The organism is Devosia sp. RR2S18 (genome assembly GCF_030177755.1).
In the GTDB taxonomy this organism is placed as follows: Bacteria; Pseudomonadota; Alphaproteobacteria; order Rhizobiales; family Devosiaceae; genus Devosia; species Devosia rhizosphaerae.
In genome coordinates this window covers 3,482,475-3,498,050 of the sequence record NZ_CP126539.1, presented here as the reverse complement: position 1 = coordinate 3,498,050, position 15,576 = coordinate 3,482,475, and the positions used below count along the sequence as shown (strand labels likewise).

The 15,576-nt window shown below is 61.0% G+C and carries 18 protein-coding genes; 14 read left to right on the top strand and 4 right to left on the bottom strand.

The features are described 5' to 3' along the window. Positions 1–4 precede the first annotated feature (4 nt). Together QOV41_RS17235 and QOV41_RS17230 are read right to left on the bottom strand one after the other, a co-directional pair. The gene (locus QOV41_RS17235; protein ID WP_284578045.1) at positions 5–862 is read right to left on the bottom strand and encodes an SDR family oxidoreductase; all 858 of its coding nucleotides are present in this window, start codon (positions 860–862) and stop codon (positions 5–7) included. Positions 863–962: 100 nt separating this feature from the next. Then, the gene (locus tag QOV41_RS17230; protein WP_284578043.1) at positions 963–1,799 is read right to left on the bottom strand and encodes an MBL fold metallo-hydrolase; all 837 of its coding nucleotides are present in this window, start codon (positions 1,797–1,799) and stop codon (positions 963–965) included. A 183-nt stretch (positions 1,800–1,982) separates the two neighbouring features. Between QOV41_RS17230 and QOV41_RS17225 the strand changes: the two genes are divergently transcribed. From QOV41_RS17225 to QOV41_RS17170, 12 genes are all read left to right on the top strand, one after another. Then, the gene (locus QOV41_RS17225; RefSeq protein WP_284578042.1) at positions 1,983–2,384 is read left to right on the top strand and encodes a four-helix bundle copper-binding protein; all 402 of its coding nucleotides are present in this window, start codon (positions 1,983–1,985) and stop codon (positions 2,382–2,384) included. A 57-nt stretch (positions 2,385–2,441) separates the two neighbouring features. Further along, positions 2,442–2,930, top strand: a complete 489-nt coding sequence (locus QOV41_RS17220; protein ID WP_284578040.1) for a DUF421 domain-containing protein — start codon at positions 2,442–2,444, stop codon at positions 2,928–2,930. A gap of 51 nt (positions 2,931–2,981) precedes the next feature. Next, positions 2,982–3,635 (top strand): DnaJ domain-containing protein, encoded by a 654-nt coding sequence (locus QOV41_RS17215; protein ID WP_284578039.1) that lies wholly within the window; start codon positions 2,982–2,984, stop codon positions 3,633–3,635. A gap of 189 nt (positions 3,636–3,824) precedes the next feature. Then, on the top strand, positions 3,825–4,040 hold the full coding sequence (locus QOV41_RS17210; RefSeq protein WP_284578037.1) for a cold-shock protein: 216 nt from the start codon (positions 3,825–3,827) through the stop codon (positions 4,038–4,040). A 109-nt stretch (positions 4,041–4,149) separates the two neighbouring features. Further along, positions 4,150–4,332, top strand: a complete 183-nt coding sequence (locus QOV41_RS17205) for a hypothetical protein (protein WP_284578036.1) — start codon at positions 4,150–4,152, stop codon at positions 4,330–4,332. A 166-nt stretch (positions 4,333–4,498) separates the two neighbouring features. Beyond that, positions 4,499–5,521 (top strand): TRAP transporter substrate-binding protein, encoded by a 1,023-nt coding sequence (locus QOV41_RS17200; RefSeq protein ID WP_284578034.1) that lies wholly within the window; start codon positions 4,499–4,501, stop codon positions 5,519–5,521. A gap of 71 nt (positions 5,522–5,592) precedes the next feature. Continuing rightward, complete coding sequence (locus QOV41_RS17195; RefSeq protein WP_284578033.1) at positions 5,593–6,168, top strand: TRAP transporter small permease subunit; 576 nt, start codon at positions 5,593–5,595, stop codon at positions 6,166–6,168. Position 6,169: 1 nt separating this feature from the next. Next, positions 6,170–7,483: a TRAP transporter large permease gene (locus QOV41_RS17190; RefSeq protein ID WP_284578031.1), complete on the top strand. Its 1,314-nt coding sequence runs from the start codon at positions 6,170–6,172 to the stop codon at positions 7,481–7,483. A 162-nt stretch (positions 7,484–7,645) separates the two neighbouring features. After that, complete coding sequence (locus QOV41_RS17185) at positions 7,646–9,058, top strand: cytochrome ubiquinol oxidase subunit I (protein WP_284578030.1); 1,413 nt, start codon at positions 7,646–7,648, stop codon at positions 9,056–9,058. After that, positions 9,048–10,052, top strand: a complete 1,005-nt coding sequence (gene cydB / locus QOV41_RS17180) for a cytochrome d ubiquinol oxidase subunit II (protein WP_284578028.1) — start codon at positions 9,048–9,050, stop codon at positions 10,050–10,052. Before QOV41_RS17185 ends, cydB begins: the two co-directional genes overlap by 11 nt. Before the next feature lie 188 nt (positions 10,053–10,240). After that, positions 10,241–10,456 (top strand): hypothetical protein, encoded by a 216-nt coding sequence (locus QOV41_RS17175; RefSeq protein WP_284578027.1) that lies wholly within the window; start codon positions 10,241–10,243, stop codon positions 10,454–10,456. 125 nt (positions 10,457–10,581) lie between these two features. Beyond that, complete coding sequence (locus QOV41_RS17170) at positions 10,582–11,001, top strand: response regulator (RefSeq protein WP_284578025.1); 420 nt, start codon at positions 10,582–10,584, stop codon at positions 10,999–11,001. A gap of 579 nt (positions 11,002–11,580) precedes the next feature. On the opposite strand, the gene QOV41_RS17165 is transcribed toward QOV41_RS17170, so the two are convergent. Then, entirely contained in the window at positions 11,581–12,903 is a 1,323-nt protein-coding gene (locus QOV41_RS17165) for a PAS domain-containing sensor histidine kinase (RefSeq protein WP_284578024.1), read from the bottom strand. A gap of 190 nt (positions 12,904–13,093) precedes the next feature. Then, positions 13,094–14,086 (bottom strand): SDR family oxidoreductase, encoded by a 993-nt coding sequence (locus QOV41_RS17160; protein ID WP_284578023.1) that lies wholly within the window; start codon positions 14,084–14,086, stop codon positions 13,094–13,096. Between the two features lie 213 nt (positions 14,087–14,299). Between QOV41_RS17160 and QOV41_RS17155 the strand changes: the two genes are divergently transcribed. Further along, entirely contained in the window at positions 14,300–15,250 is a 951-nt protein-coding gene (locus tag QOV41_RS17155; protein WP_284578021.1) for a sodium-dependent bicarbonate transport family permease, read from the top strand. Continuing rightward, positions 15,247–15,564, top strand: coding sequence for a DUF190 domain-containing protein (locus QOV41_RS17150; RefSeq protein WP_284578019.1), 318 nt, complete (start codon positions 15,247–15,249; stop codon positions 15,562–15,564). The genes QOV41_RS17155 and QOV41_RS17150 overlap by 4 nt, the downstream gene beginning before the upstream one ends. The last annotated feature ends 12 nt before the right edge of the window (positions 15,565–15,576 follow it).

The following is a 15,576-nucleotide window of genomic DNA, read 5'->3' as shown; positions in this document are numbered from 1 at the left end:
CGGTCTAGATGATAGGCTTGCCGCCGGTGACGGCAATGGTTGCGCCCGAGATGTAGCTGGCTTCGTCGCTGGCCAACATCACATAGGGCGCGATCAGTTCCTTAGGCTGTGCCGGACGCGCCATGGGCACCTGCTTCCCGAAGTTCTTCACGTTCTCGGCTGGCATGGTGGAGGGGATGAGGGGTGTCCAAACCGGCCCTGGCGCCACGGTATTCACCCGAATGCCGCGCTCGGCAAGCATCTGGGCAAGTCCTGCGCCAAAATTTTGGATCGCGCCCTTGGTGGTGGCATAGGCCAGCAAGATGGGGCTGGGCGTATCGGCATTGATCGAGGAGGTGTTGATGATTGAAGAGCCCTCCTTCATGTGCGGAACCGCAGCCTTGGTGATATAGAACATCGCCGAGATGTTGGTGGCGAGGGTGACTTCCCATTCCTCGTCGGGAATGTCTTCGATCTTTTCGAACGTGTCCTGGTGCGCGGCATTGTTGACCAGCACGTCGATCCGGCCAAAGGCTTCCACCGCCTGCTTCACCAGATCCTTGCAGTGCTCGCGCTTGGAGATGTCACCAGCCACAAGAATGCACTGGCGGCCCGCCGCTTCCACAAGACGCTTGGTCTCCTGGGCATCCTCATGCTCGCTGAGATAGGACACCAAGACGTCCGCACCTTCTCGGGCAAAGCCCAGCGCGACAGCGCGGCCAATGCCGGAATCGCCGCCGGTGATCAGCGCCTTCTTGCCTTCGAGCTTGCCGCTGCCCTTGTAGCTGTCTTCGCCATGATCGGGCTTGGGGTTCATTGCCTCGCTGGAGCCGGGGATCGGCTGTTGCGGCGTGTCGAAGGGTGGTTTTGGTTCGTTGGACATGAAGTACTCCGCAGGTTGGTGAGTGGCTAACGTGCCGGAAGCGGCGGGGTTCAGCATGTAACCCACGCAGCTTGTGACGTTTTTCTCTGCTGGAACAGTTCTACTGGCGGGATGCCGGAACCGCGATTTGCCGGAAATTGCGCGCGAGCTCATGGAGGGCACGGCGCATTTCCTCGCCCTGCATGGCGCGGCCATGGCCGGTAACCACTGTTTCGGGCTCAAGCGCTGCAAGTTGCTGCACGGAGGCTTCGGCCGCGATCCAGTCTGGCGTGAAGTAGCGGGGTGGCCCATGCATTTCGGGCTCCTGAACCATCACCTCGTAGGCCGATTCCTGGCCCGTCGTGACGATCGCATCGTCCGCCACCAGCATACGGTCCGCGGCACGCCAGAGGGAGATATGGCCTTCGGTATGGCCGGGGGTGTGGAGCCATTCCCAGCCGGAGAGGAAGGGGACCGAGTGATCCTCGGGCAGCATCTGCAGGCGCGTGCTGACATCCACAGGGCCTCGCGGCAGGAGCGGCGCGATCTTGGGCATGATGCCACCGCCAGCGGCAGCATCGGGAGGCGGATAATCCTTCTGGCCCGAGAGGTAAGGCGCTTCCAGCCTGTGGCAGAAAACGGGGCAATCCCAGCTGTCGGCGAGGTCCTCAAGCGCACCGACATGGTCGAAATGCCCATGCGTTTGGATGATGGCAGCCGGGCGGCTTTTCGCACCGAACCGGGCTACCGCCGCATCAAAGATCGTTGCGCCGAAGCCGACCAAGCCGGTGTCGGCCATGACCCAACCTCGGTCGGGCGCGCCTGCGGGGCCGATGAACACGACGTTGACCATGGTTAGCCGGCGGTAGGCGACGTCTGGCAGGATCTCGCGCATGCGTTCTTCGCCGATCTGGTCATGCGTGCGGGCGTCGTTGGAAAGGGGGATTTGTACGGCCATGAAGCACCTCCGGTTTCGGAACGGAGTGCATCGGCGGAGGTTCAACATGGGCCCATGCGGTTGACGCAGGATATCAGCTCCACTTGGCCTGACATAGATGGATGTGCAGCGGAACCGAGGAGAGACGCACCCGTTCGCCACAAGGGCAGCAGCCTGCCGTCATCTCAGAACAGGAGATATCCCATGCGAGTTCGCGAAATGATCAGCACCCATCCTCATGTGCAGGGAAGCACCGCCGACGCTCTGTTGCGGTGCATCGAGGAGTGCTACGCCTGTGCCCAGACCTGCACCTCCTGTGCCGATGCCTGCATGGGCGAAGACATGGTCAAGGACCTGACCCAGTGTATTCGCCTCAACCTCGACTGCGCCGACATCTGCGCTGCGACGGGCGCCATGGCCTCACGCCGCTCCGGCCGCAATGTCGAAGTTCTCCGGGCCACCATCGAGGCCTGTGCCGCAGCGTGCCGGGCTTGTGGCGAGGAGTGTCAGTCGCACGCCGACATGCATGAACACTGCCGTATCTGTGCAGAGGCGTGCCGCTCCTGCGAACAGGCTTGCCGCGAGGCCCTGCCGCAGGTGCACTAACCTGCCAATTGCCGGTCCCGCGTTGATGCGCGGGGCCCGCCTTGCCGAGGATCCTCAATGCTGAGTTCGGATATTTTCTTTCAAGGATGGAGCGGCGTCGTTCGGATCCTGCTGATCGGCATCATGGCCTATGTGGCCCTGATCATCATCCTCAGGGTCACCGGCAAGCGCACCCTCTCCAAGCTCAACGCTTTCGATTTCATCGTCACCATTGCCCTGGGCTCCACGCTGGCGACCGTGATCACCTCCAAAGATTTGCCCCTCGTCAACGGTATAACCGCGCTCTTCGTGCTGGTCTTGTTGCAACTGGTGGTGACCTGGCTTTCGGTGCACTGGGACGGGTTCGATCGCATCATCAAGGCCGAGCCATCGGTCTTGCTCCGGGCCGGGGAGCCCATCGAGACCGCCATGAGGCGCGAGCGGGTGACCAAGGATGAACTCGTGGCGTCTATTCGTCAGTCCGGCGGCAGAGACCTCGAGGACGCTGAAGCGGTGTTTCTGGAGACCGATGGCAGCTTGACGGCAATCTTGCGCAAGAGCAGTTGACCCAGTCAGCCTGATATTGCGCTTGCAAGGGTGATCCCTGTAGATGGCGCTATGCAGAGTTTCGATCCATACGCGGTTCTAGAGCTGGCACGGACAGCCGACGAAGATGCCGTCAAGAGCGCCTACCGCAAGCACGCCCGCTTGACGCACCCCGACCGGGGCGGGGAGCCCGCGGCGTTTATGACCGTCGTGAAAGCCTTCGGTGTCTTGTCGGACCCTGAAGCCAAGCGTCTCTTCGATGAGTTCGGCATCGTTAACGAAGAGGGGGCGCGCTCTTATCGGCAGGAAGTCGCCGTCATCCTCGCCGACATGTTTGATACGGCTGTGAGCACTGCCCTCGATCTGGGCCTGCCGCTCGACCGCGTCGATTTCATTAAGCAGATGAGCACCGCTCTGGGCACGCAGTCTTCCCAGGCCGACGAACAGTCGCAGCGATTGGATCAGGAGATCGAGGCTCTCAAGGTGCTGCGCAACCGTATCAGGCGCCAGGACGAAGAGCCTAATCTCTTCGTGCAGCGGCTCAATGAGCAGGTCAAGAGCAAGGTCGAGGCGCATGCCACCGTGCGGCACCGCCAGGCATTGTTGTCAACTGCAGCGGCCGAACTCGAGAATTACGATTCTGAAGTTGAATTATTCTCTGCCCTTGACGTGGAAGCCGAAGGCTCGGCCCCCACAACTGCCAAAACCATGTCTGCCGAATCATAGGCCTTGATTTGAACACTCTGGTCTGACATTGTCCGGCCATACGTTTTCAGCCTAAGTCGGCTGCCTGCTGCCGGTCATTTCCGGTCCTCGGCTCCAGCTCTACAATGCGAACGTTTCTGCCTCTTCCTGCATGTTGCGGGGAGGGAAACCGCTCGTTCGCATTCGCTTCGAGCACTAAGGATTGCAAAAATGGCCACCATCAACGGTACCGTAAAGTTCTTCAACTCCACCAAGGGTTTCGGCTTCATTCAGCCAGAAGACGGTAGCAAGGACGCGTTCGTCCATATCTCCGCTGTCGAGCGCTCGGGCCTGCAGGGTCTCTATGAGAACGACAAGGTCACCTACGAGCTCGAGACTGGCCGTGACGGCAAGGTTTCGGCAACGAACCTGACCCTGGTCGAGTAACCAGTTTCCACTTAGTTTACAGCCTTTGCAGGCCGTAAACACAAGGGCCGCCGCGATGTTGAAAACGCGGCGGCCTTTTTTTGTGCGCCACGCCTGCTAAGGTAGGGTTATGGAACCGAACAAGACAGCACTCGAGCGAGCCTTCGAACTGGCCCATTCCGGCCGCTTCACCACGTCATCGGAAATCAAGAGCGCGGTGAGTGAGGAAGGCTATTCTGTAGCCCAAATCACCGGCCGCACCTTGATGAAGCAATTGCGCGACATCATCCGCGCCAAGGAAACGGCGGACTGACCGTTATAGGCCCGCTTGACTGATCGGCAGCGGAATTTATTGGGGTTGATCCCGATCCGCTGACGTGCACACTCACTCCCCGGGCGCCGATCGAGCTTTGGTCGAACTGACCGATGCTCCACCGGCGCTCTAGAAACAAGCCACAAGGCACATGGGAGTGAGATTGATGATCCTGAAGCGCATGATTGCGGCTGCAGCCGTTGCGACGTCAGTGCTGGCCCTGACCGGGGCGGCGCTGGCCGCTGACTATAACTGGACCTTCCAGACCTCCGAGACAGCCGGCGAGCCCGGCTTCATCAACAAGACCAAGTGGGCCGAGGACGTCGCCGAGATGTCGGGCGGCCGCATCGAAATTGAGATCCTGCCAATCGGCGCGGTGGTTCCCCATACCGAGACGCTGCAGGCAGTGGGCACCGGTATTCTCCAGGGCCATTTGACCGATCCGAGCTACTTCTCCGGGCAGGATCCCGCCTTTGCCATGATGGGCAATCTGGTCGGCGCCTGGAGCGATCCCTATGAGCTGCTGGGCTTCATGAACTCAGGCGGCGGCAATGAGCTCTATTCTGAACTGGTGGAGCCATATGGCATCCATTTCATTGGCGCTGCGGCGACCGAACCGGAAGCCTTTGTCTCCAAGGTGCCGATCCGCACCGTCGAAGACCTCGAAGGCGTCAAGCTCCGCGCCCCTGAAGGCATGGTGTTCGAAATCTTCTCCAAGGCCGGTGCTTCGCCTGTTGCGCTGCCGGGTTCGGAAATTTTCACCGCGCTGGACAAGGGCGTAGTGGACGCCGCCGACAATACCGTGTTCGCCACCAACCACGCCCAAGGCCTGCACGATTTTGCGACCTACCCGCTCTACCCGGGCTTCCACTCGCTGCCGCTCATCGACATCTCGATGAACAAGGAAATCTGGGACAGCTTGCCCGAAGATCTCCAGGCGATCCTCACCGCGTCGGTGAACAACTTCGCCATGGACCATATCTATTCAGTGCGTCAGCTCGATGCTGAAGCGGTGGCCGAAGCGCGTGCTGACGAGAGCATCGAGATCATCAACTGGTCCAATGATGAACGTCAGAAGTTCCGTCAAATCGCGCAGGAAGAGTGGCAGAACTGGGCCTCGCGCTCGGACATGACCCAGCGCTATTACGACACCGTCACGACCTATCTGCAGAACCGCAACCTGCTCTGATAGCTGCGAAGTTGACGCCCGGCGGGATTGTTCCGCCGGGCGTTTCCTGCCGTTCCACCGGGTGGCTTTAGATGATTACCAATCAAGACGACGATGCCGTCCGTGACGGCGGCGAGCCGCTCGTGCGTACCCGCCTCGACCGCTGGGTAGCTGGCACCGCCAAGGTCTTCGCCTGGGCCATTTTCCTCGCCTTTGCGGTCAGCGTCTACGAGGTCGTGGCCCGCTACGTCTTCGACCGGCCTACCTATTGGGCGCATGAATCCACGACCTTTCTGATCGCCGCCATCTTCCTGGTTGGTGGCCCCATTGCGTTGGCGCGCGACAAGCACATCCGCGTGCGGGTGATCTACGACACGGTTTCGCCGGAGCGCCGCCGTTGGCTCGACGTGGTGAACTCCATCATCACCCTCGCCTTCTTGGGAGGGCTGGGCTACGCCGCCGCCACCATGGCGTGGCAGTCCACCCATTCTCCCACGGGCGCCATCCAGTTCGAGCGCACTGGAACGGCCTGGAACCCACCCACACCAGCGCTGCTGAAGATTACCATCCTGATCGTCGTGGTGGTGATGATTGTCCAGACCATCCTGCATTTGATATCTGCCCTGAGAGGCAGCACACCGCTATCCAAGCGGGTCGAGGAGCGCTGAGATGGGCTTGAGCAGTCTCGGTATCGAACTCGGCACCTATGTTCTCGTCGGCAGCATCTTCCTGCTGCTGCTCACCGGCTTGCCGCTGGCCTGGGTAACCGGTCTTGTCGCCATCATCTTCACCTTCGGCTGGTTTGGGCCCAACGCGCTGCCGCTCGTCACGTCCCGCGTTTTCGGTTTCATCACCGAATATTCGCTGGTTGCGGTGCCCATGTTCATCCTCATGGCGGCGCTGTTGGACCGTTCCGGTATCGCCAAGGATCTGTTCAACAGCATGCGCGTGCTCGCGGGGCGAGTGCCCGGCGGCGTTGCCGTGCAGACGCTGATCGTCGCCATTCTGCTTGCAGCGATGTCCGGCGTTATCGGTGGCGAGATCGTCCTGCTTGGCATTCTCGCCCTGCCGCAGATGCTGCGCTTGGGTTATGACCGCAATCTCTCGATTGGCGTGGTGGTGGCCGGCGGTTCGCTCGGCACCATGATGCCGCCCTCGATCGTGCTGATCATCTATGGTCTGATCGCCAGCGTATCCATCGCCGACCTCTTCACTGCCGCAATCACTCCCGCGCTGCTGCTACTGGCGTTCTACATCGCCTATGTGCTGGTGCTCTGCATTCGCAACCCCAAGCTGGGGCCGCCAATGTCCAGGGAGGAAGCCAAACAGGAATCGCTGGGGCATGCCCTCGTGTCCTTGGCGGCGCCGCTCTTCATCGTCGTCGTCGTGTTGGGCTCGATCTATGCCGGCGTGGCTTCGATCACCGAAGCCGCGGCACTAGGTGTCTCCTCGGTGTTGGTCATATCGCTCCTGCGGCGCGAACTGAACTTCAAGATGCTGCAGGACAGTCTGGTCCATACGCTCGAAACCTGCGGCATGATCATCTGGATCGGTATCGCTGCGGCCGCGCTCGTTGGCGTCTACAACCTCATGGGTGGCAATCGTTTCGTAGCCTCCGCGATCCTGGGGATCGATGCGCCGCCGGTAGTCATCATCATGGTCATGATGCTGATCCTACTTGTCCTCGGCATGTTCCTCGACTGGATCGGCATTGCGCTTCTGACGCTACCCATCTTCGTGCCAATCGTCGTCCAGCTTGGCTATGACCCGATCTGGTTCGGCATTCTCTTTGCCGTCAACATGCAGGTGTCCTATCTCACGCCGCCGTTCGGACCCGCTGCTTTTTATCTCAAGAGCGTGGCGCCGCCGGACATAACCCTAAAGCACATCTATACCTCGCTCCTGCCGTTTATCGGCTTGCAACTGGTAGTGCTGATGCTGCTCTTGTTCTTCCCCGAACTGTCCACCTGGGCCATCTCCTAGAAAGGGAAGAGCCCGGGCTGCGACTTTGCTACGCAGGCAGATGTTCTAAAATGGAGGGCCGGAGGAGCTATATATAGCGGGTACGTAGCGAGAGACGGCGGCAAGCCGGGGCTCCACCCGATTGCTGCCGCTGATGAAGCGGGGTAGGCGATGACTTTTGGCATGACGGCTGAAATCCTGGCGCGCATTCAGTTCGCCTTTACCGTCTCGTTTCACTTCCTGTTTCCCGCCTTCTCCATCGGCACGGCGAGTTTCCTGGCGGTGCTTAACGGCTTGTGGCTGTGGAAGCGCGACCCGGTCTACCTCCACATGTTCGAGTACTGGAAGACCATTTTCGCCATCACTTTTGGCATGGGCGTGGTGTCCGGCATCGTGATGAGCTACCAGTTCGGCACCAATTGGGCGACCTTTTCGGACCGTGCGGGTGCCGTGATCGGGCCCCTGATGGGCTATGAGGTGCTGACTGCCTTTTTCCTAGAAGCCGGCTTTCTCGGCATTGCGTTGTTCGGGCGCAAACGTGTGGGCGACACCCTCCACATGGTTGCAGTGGTGGCTGTCGCTGTCGGGACGCTGATCTCGGCCACCTGGATCACCTCGGCCAATAGTTGGATGCATACGCCAGCCGGCTACGGCATCGATGCCAACGGCAACTTCGTGCCCGAGGATTGGTGGGCCATCATCTTCAATCCGTCTTTCCCCTACCGGCTGACGCACACTGTGCTGGCGGCTTTCCTGACCACGGCCTTTGCGGTAGGTGCGGTGGGGGCCTGGCACCTGCTCAAGGACCGTACGAACCGGCAGGCCCGCATCATGTTTTCGATGGCCATGTGGATGGCGGCGCTGGTGACCCCGGTGCAGATCTTCGTAGGGGACCTGCACGGGCTCAACACGCTCGAGTATCAACCCGCCAAGATCGCCGCCATGGAGGGCCACTACGAGACCCACACCGACGGGGCGCCGCTTATTCTCTTCGGCATCCCCGACGACGAGGCGGAAACCACACATTTCGCGCTCGAAATCCCCAAGCTTGGTTCACTGATCCTTACTCACGAATGGGATGGAGCGATTCAGGGGCTGAAAGAGTGGGCGCGTGAGGACCGGCCACCGGCAATCATCCCCTTCTTCACCTTCCGCATCATGGTGGGCATCGGGTTCCTGATGCTGGGTCTGGGCCTCTGGTCGCTGTGGGAACGTTGGCGCGGCAATTTTTACACCAACAAGACCCTGCATCGGGCCGCTCTGGTGATGGGTCCCTCCGGCTTCGTTGCGGTGCTGGCGGGCTGGTTCACGACCGAAGTCGGCCGTCAGCCCTATACCGTCTATGGCATGCTGCGTACCTCCGACAGTCTCTCGCCGGTGGATGCGCCAGCAGTGGGCGCCTCGCTGCTCGCCTTCATCATCGTCTACTTCCTCGTCTTTGGCGCTGGCACCTTCTACCTGTTGCGATTGATGCGACGGCCACCGGTCATTGCGGAGGACCATGAACTGGACAAGGGGCCGCATCGCGCCGCCGGCATCACCCCGGGCCCAGCCCAGGAAGAACCCATCCGCTCGGGAGGCGTCGATGCCAATTGATCTCCCCACCGTTTGGGCCGGCATCATTGCCTTTGCCGTGCTGGCCTATGTGGTGCTCGACGGCTTTGATCTAGGCGTCGGCATTCTCTTCCCCTTCTTTCCGGCGCGGCGCGACCGTGACCTGATGACCAATTCCATCGCGCCTGTTTGGGACGGCAACGAGACCTGGCTGGTGCTGGGCGGTGGGGGACTGATGGCGGTCTTCCCCGTTGTCTACGCCACCGTGCTGCCGGCCCTCTACATGCCGGTCATACTCATGCTGCTCGGTTTGATCTTTCGTGGCGTCGCGTTCGAGTTCCGCTGGCGCACCCAGCGCGGCTCTGGCTGGTGGGATCATGGTTTCTGGATCGGCTCGACTGTTGCGGGCTTTACGCAGGGCATTGCCCTAGGCGCCCTCGTCGAGGGCATCGACATCGCCAACCGCCAATATGTCGGCGGCTGGTGGGACTGGTTCTCCCCATTTTCGATGCTGACCGGCCTGGCCGTGGTGGTTGGCTATGCCCTACTGGGGGCGACCTGGCTTAATCTCAAGACAGTAGGCGATATCCAGGAACATGCCCGTAAGATGGCGTTGGTGACAGGTGTCATTCTGCTCGTACTGATTGGCGCAGTGTCCCTCTGGAGCCCCTTCATCAACCCTGTATATTTCGACCGGTGGTTCGGCTGGCCGACAGCGTTCTTCTCCGCCTTCGTGCCGATGCTGCTGGTTGTGTGCGCCTTCGCGCTTTGGCATGGCCTGACCCACGACAAGCATTTGCAGCCATTCCTCGCGGCACTGGGCCTCTTCATCCTGAGCTTTGTGGGGCTAGGGATCAGTTTTTACCCCTATATCGTCCCGGGAAGCCTTACTATCGAGGAGGCGGCGGCGCCCGATTCCTCGCTGATGTTCTTGCTGGTGGGCGCTGTGGTTTTGGTACCGACCATCCTCATCTATACGGGTTATGCCTACTGGGTTTTCCGCGGTAAGTTGGACCCCGACGAGGGCTATCACTGAAATGGCTGCCGACACGGGGCGAAAATGGCTTTGGTTCATTGGCCTGTGGTTCGCCGGTGTGCTGGCGGTGACCGCTGTCGGACTTGTGATCCGCTTGTTCCTGGTCCCTTAACCTTGTGAACGGGGAGAGCGGAACTGACACGCCCCTCAGCTGCGTTCCTGGGGTCCGACACACAAGGATCGATCCTATGTCTCAGAGCTTCAAAAAGACCGGCCCTGGTACCGCTCCGCCTAAGCTGGACGTCGCCGATCCCCATCCGTCCAACGAAGAGCATTATGATCGCCAGCGCCGTCCCGGCGGTGATGATGCGCCGCGCAATGACCTCGGTCCTAATGATGGCATCCATAACGGCTATGCTGGCCGGGATGGCAAGGATAAAGGCTCGCGTTACATCAAGCCGTGACTGAGCTTTCGGGCTGCTCCCGCGGCCTGGTCACTTTACTCTTTTTTCCTTTGGCACTGTGCAGGGCGGCGTGTCTCTTCTATAAGGCGCCACCGGTGTGGGCATCTTCCTAGTTGGAAGATGCCATGGCCGCTCCGCTGCCACAGACTTGGTTTGAAATGTCACCCGTGACCGTGCTGCTTGTCGAAGATGAGGGATTGCTGGCGTTCGCGCTCGAAGAAGCTTTCGTTGACGCGGGCTATGAAGCCGTCGTGGCAAAGGACGGTAATGTCGCCGTGCGTGAACTCGAGGCCAACCCGGAGCGCTTCAAAGCCGTTGTCACAGACATCCGCATGCCCAAGGGGCCAGATGGCTGGGACGTTGGGCATAGGGCCCGCGAACTGATGCCGACAATGGCCGTTGTCTACATGAGCGGTGACAGCGCGCGCGACTGGGTATCCAAAGGTGTGCCCAATAGCCTGATGCTCAGCAAGCCCTTCGCGCTGGACCAGGCGGTAACCGCCGTCTCACAATTGTTGAACAACGCGCCGCCGCAGGTTCTTTAGGCCCTGATCCCCATCGGCGGCCAAGCACTCCAATGCCAAGCTGACAGCTTCCTGACAGCGCGGTGAGTGTATTTTCATCTTGGATAACAATCACTTAGCTGTGCAACCAAACGCCTCAAGCGGTGTTCCTCAAGAGCGTCAGCAGGCCGCTCCTGTGCTTCTATTCGCCCCCCGTTTGGTGCGTGGGAGCGGCCCTGGCGCAACCCGAACCTGAGCCACCGGACGAGAACCATGATCACTCTCATCGTAGTTGCACTTTCCATTGCTGCACTGGCCGTGAGCGGCGCCGGCCTTATCGCCACCACGCTCAATGAGCGTGACGACAGCCGGTTCACCCAAGGCGCCGAGTAAGATGGAATACCGCGTCATTGACTTGCGTCCGGGCACAACCAAGACGGAGCCAAGTGCCATAACTGGGGCGCGCTCGCCGGAAGCTGCGGCTCGCATGGCGCTGGGGATGGAACTCACTCGCAGCGGCCGCAAACGTGATCTAGCTGCCCGTGTGTATTTCCAGGCACCGGATCAGCCAATCACCATGGTGCGACTTTACACCAAGTCGGCGCATAGTAGTGCCACGTCCTAGGCGGTTTTGACCTTGGGAATAAGAAAGCTGCAGGTAACTCCGCTGGGCGGGAACTCGCAGACGGCACGGGCGCCGGAGACCGAACTAAGTGCGGACTGCAAGAGGCGGGTACCGAAGCCCTGGCGCTTTGGCGGCGCGACAGTAGGACCTTTGCTCTCCACCCAGTGCAACTCCAGAGTAGTATCCGTTTCAAACCACGAGACGGTGACGCGTCCTTCCGGCACCGACAGGGCACCATATTTGACCGCATTGGTGCAGAGCTCGTGCAGTGCCATGGAGAGGCTGGTCGCGGCCGTGGTGGGCAGTTCGTAGCTGCCGCCGTCCAGGGCAAAGGGATCATGACCATTGTCCCGATAGGGCGCCACGACCTTTTCCACGAGGCTGCTGAGGTCTGACGCCGCTACGTCCTGCGGAGTGATGGCATCGGTAGCCGCTGCAAGCGCCCGCAAGCGACCATAGAAGACCTCCAGCGACTGCGAGGCGCCAGCGTCACCCCGAAAAGTCTGCGACGCAATGCTCTGCACCAGGCTCATCATGTTGCGCATGTGGTGCTTGAGCTCTCGAACCACGAGATCAAGATGCTCCTGCGCCTGGAAGCGCTCATCGATATCGGTCACCATCACGATGAACCCCTCGATCATGCCGGCCGAGCAGACATTGGGCACATAAACCGTCTGTACCTGCCGCACCGAACCGTCGTGCATCGTCACGGAGCCATCATAGGCGACCCGTTCGCCCCGTAGGGCCGCCTCGATATAGGGGGCACGCTCCCGATAGGCGTCGGGGCCAAGCAGTTCCGCGATGCTCTTGCCGGAAAGTGTTTGCGGATCCACCCCGTACCAGGTGCGATAGGCGGAGTTGGCGTAGATATAGCGCTGCTCGTTGTCGACATGGGCAATCAGCACCGGCACGGTGTCGGTTACGAGCCGCAGTTCCCGCTCACGCTCGGCGAGCCGCTCCTCGGCCAGTTTGCGGGCGGAATTGTCGACAATGGCGCCCATGAAACCTCGGAAGATACCATCCTGGTCTTCTTCTGGGGATGCGGTGTCCAGCACCCAGCGATGCGCACCCGATTTGTGCAGCAGCCGGTACTCGACCTGATAGGTGCTTTTGGTGATCCGCGCCGATTCGAAGGCAGTCCTGATTGCCTGGCGGTCATCGGGATGAACAGCCTGCAAGAAACCCCAGCCGAGGCCATTATCGGGCGTGTTGCCGGTGAAGTGCGTCCAGGCCGCCGTCAGGCGCGTACACAATCCGTTTTCATCGCATGACCAGATGATCGCCGGCAAAGGCTCATGCCCTGCTCGCAATCCGCCCATACTCGTTGGCGTCCAAAGATCCACCAAGCCCGCCCCCTTGGAGTCCACAGTGGTACTTAAGCATCTGTGTTAACCAGTAGCAATGCGTGCCGCCGGTAAACAAGGGGCAGCCTGTACGCTGTTGCTCATGGGCACCAGGTGCGAGGCCTGAGGAACTAGGGGTTTCTCCTGCGCCAGGCGGGCAGGGGGATCAGCTCCGCTTCGAGCCGCGTGGTTTTCGAAAGGTTAACGCTGATACGGCAACCAGGCCTGCCACTGCCCCCAGCACCAGGAGCGGTGCTGCTGAGCGTATGCTCTGGTTTTTTTGTGCCTTCCAGCCTCCATCGACCTTCCACTCATCGCTGATCGGCTCGAAGACATTGCCGGCGCTGGTGCGCTCAGGCTCGTTGCGAACCTCGAGGAGCCTGACTGCAGCCCCGGTGAATTGCTGGCTCAGCCCCGGGGCGAGCGCCTTCGCCATCCGCACCAGGCCACCGATCCTGCCCGCGTAGACTTCGCGCCGCGGGTGGTCGGCCGCGCTTAACACTGCATCGGCTACGGTCTCGGGACGATAACGCGGATAAACTGGCTGCATCTTGCGGCCCAGATAGTTTGCGGCCCGTTGGTAGACCGGGGTGTCGATGGCAAAGGGCAGGACGGTGCAAACGTGGATGTGCGGCTCTTTGCTGACCTCCAGGCGCACGCTGTCGCTGAGGCCGCGAATACCGAACTTGCTAGCGACATAGGCCGCGGCGAAGGGCTGCGCGGTGATCCCCAGGACCGAGCTCACATTGATCAGGTTGCCCCGACCCTGGGCGCGAAACTGCCTGATTGCCTCCTGCGTTCCGTAGAAGTAGCCAAGAAGGTTCGTGCGGATCACCTTTTCGATAACCGCAGCCGGCGTATCCTCCACCCGGCCGAATTGCAGCACTGCGGCGCAGTTGACCCAAATATCGATACGGCCGAACCGGTGCAGCGTCGTCTCGGCCAAAGCTGCAATGGCTGCTGCATCGCCCGCGTCGGTGACGACTGCGATGGCCTCGCCGCCCAGTGCAGCGCATTCGCGCACGGTCTCCTCGAGTTCAGCCTTGCGGCGTGCTGCGAGGGCTAGGCGGGCGCCGCGACGTGCAAAGGCATGCGCAGTGGCGCGTCCATTGCCGCTCGATGCGCCCGTAATAACCACCACTTGCTGCTGCCGGCTCATGCCACCACCCACCCGTTTCAAAGTCCAGCGGACCAATGGCGAGGCATCAACATCGTTCCGTCGGCGGCTTTCGGGAATGCCTTGCGCGAGGCGTCGTGGACTGTAGAAGAAGGACTATGCGATGGTGACTGGACCAAGGTGCATGCCGCCCCCCGCTCATCGCCTTGGCACGACGTAGATCACTGTCGAATGTAGGAGCCTGTTTCGGACGCGATGGAGACACTACTCTCGCCCATCATCCTGTTTTTCGTTCTGGGTGCGATCGCCGCGTTGGTACGATCAGATCTTGTTATCCCCGAAACCATCGGCAAGGCCCTGTCGCTCTACCTTATGGCAGCCATTGGCCTTAAAGGTGGGGTGCAAGTCTCGCAAGCGGGGCTGAGCGTTGAGCTCGGCCTTGCCGCTGCTGCCGGCCTAGCGCTGAGCTTTCTCCTGCCTCTACCGGTTTTCTGGGTGCTCCGCACGCTGGGGCGGCTCGATGCCACCAATGCCGCCGCGGTATCCGCCCATTATGGCTCGGTCTCAGTGGTTACCTTTGTCACCGGCATCGAGGTGCTGGCCCAGGGCAATATGCCGGCCGCCGGCTACATGGTGGCCGTGCTGGCGTTGATGGAAACGCCGGCCATCGTCACTGGCCTGCTGCTGGCCCAGCGCACTGGCGGCGTGGCTGCGCGCCCGACAGGGGAATTGCTCCATGAGGCGCTTACCAACGGTTCAGTGATGCTGCTCGTGGGCAGTTTCCTTATCGGGTACATCGCAGGGCCGGTTGGCTTTGCTCCCATCGCCCCCGTGTTCGACGGCGCCTTTCGTGGCGTCCTGTGCCTGTTCCTTCTCGATATGGGCCTTATTGCTGCCCGGCGCTTGCGCGAAACCAAGAGCCTCACCCTGCGCCTGGCGGTAATTGCCGTTGCCGTAGCTATCGTCAACGGCATCATCGGCGTGCTGGTGGGCACCGCGCTCGGGCTTGACGCAGGCTCGACGGCGGCATTGGGTATCCTGGCCGCCAGTGCCAGCTATATCGCCGTCCCGGCCGCGATGCGCCTGGCCCTCCCGCAAGCCGATCCCGGCCTTTATCTCGGCATGTCGCTGGCCGTCACCTTCCCCTTCAACATCTTGCTCGGCATCCCGCTTTATGCCGCAATGGCGAGGTTTCTGAACCCATGAGTGCCGAGCAGACGCAAAAGGCCCGAATTGAGGTGCTCCTGGACGCGCCCCTGCTGGGCTGGCTGGTGGGCAAGATCAAGGACAGCGGCATCACCGGGTACACCGTTTTTCCAACCCTCAGCGGAGAGGGCGCCTCCGGCCACTGGCAGGAGGATCAGATCACCTCTGCGCAGCAAAAGGTGATGGTTCTCGTTATCACCGATGCGGCCAAAGCCGATGCGCTGGCCGAAGCACTGCGTCCCGTGCTCGACAGCTATGGCATAGTCGTCCTCGTCAGCCCCGTTGCCGTGCTGCGGGGACAAAAGTTCATCTAGCTCGCCAACAGC

Coding starts and splice junctions, on each gene's coding strand:
- QOV41_RS17235 (WP_284578045.1), bottom strand. CDS start 862: ATGTCCAACGAACCAAAACCACCCTTCGACACGCCGCAACAGCCGATC.
- QOV41_RS17230 (WP_284578043.1), bottom strand. CDS start 1,799: ATGGCCGTACAAATCCCCCTTTCCAACGACGCCCGCACGCATGACCAG.
- QOV41_RS17225 (WP_284578042.1), top strand. CDS start 1,983: ATGCGAGTTCGCGAAATGATCAGCACCCATCCTCATGTGCAGGGAAGC.
- QOV41_RS17220 (WP_284578040.1), top strand. CDS start 2,442: ATGCTGAGTTCGGATATTTTCTTTCAAGGATGGAGCGGCGTCGTTCGG.
- QOV41_RS17215 (WP_284578039.1), top strand. CDS start 2,982: ATGCAGAGTTTCGATCCATACGCGGTTCTAGAGCTGGCACGGACAGCC.
- QOV41_RS17210 (WP_284578037.1), top strand. CDS start 3,825: ATGGCCACCATCAACGGTACCGTAAAGTTCTTCAACTCCACCAAGGGT.
- QOV41_RS17205 (WP_284578036.1), top strand. CDS start 4,150: ATGGAACCGAACAAGACAGCACTCGAGCGAGCCTTCGAACTGGCCCAT.
- QOV41_RS17200 (WP_284578034.1), top strand. CDS start 4,499: ATGATCCTGAAGCGCATGATTGCGGCTGCAGCCGTTGCGACGTCAGTG.
- QOV41_RS17195 (WP_284578033.1), top strand. CDS start 5,593: ATGATTACCAATCAAGACGACGATGCCGTCCGTGACGGCGGCGAGCCG.
- QOV41_RS17190 (WP_284578031.1), top strand. CDS start 6,170: ATGGGCTTGAGCAGTCTCGGTATCGAACTCGGCACCTATGTTCTCGTC.
- QOV41_RS17185 (WP_284578030.1), top strand. CDS start 7,646: ATGACGGCTGAAATCCTGGCGCGCATTCAGTTCGCCTTTACCGTCTCG.
- cydB (WP_284578028.1), top strand. CDS start 9,048: ATGCCAATTGATCTCCCCACCGTTTGGGCCGGCATCATTGCCTTTGCC.
- QOV41_RS17175 (WP_284578027.1), top strand. CDS start 10,241: ATGTCTCAGAGCTTCAAAAAGACCGGCCCTGGTACCGCTCCGCCTAAG.
- QOV41_RS17170 (WP_284578025.1), top strand. CDS start 10,582: ATGGCCGCTCCGCTGCCACAGACTTGGTTTGAAATGTCACCCGTGACC.
- QOV41_RS17165 (WP_284578024.1), bottom strand. CDS start 12,903: ATGGGCGGATTGCGAGCAGGGCATGAGCCTTTGCCGGCGATCATCTGG.
- QOV41_RS17160 (WP_284578023.1), bottom strand. CDS start 14,086: ATGAGCCGGCAGCAGCAAGTGGTGGTTATTACGGGCGCATCGAGCGGC.
- QOV41_RS17155 (WP_284578021.1), top strand. CDS start 14,300: ATGGAGACACTACTCTCGCCCATCATCCTGTTTTTCGTTCTGGGTGCG.
- QOV41_RS17150 (WP_284578019.1), top strand. CDS start 15,247: ATGAGTGCCGAGCAGACGCAAAAGGCCCGAATTGAGGTGCTCCTGGAC.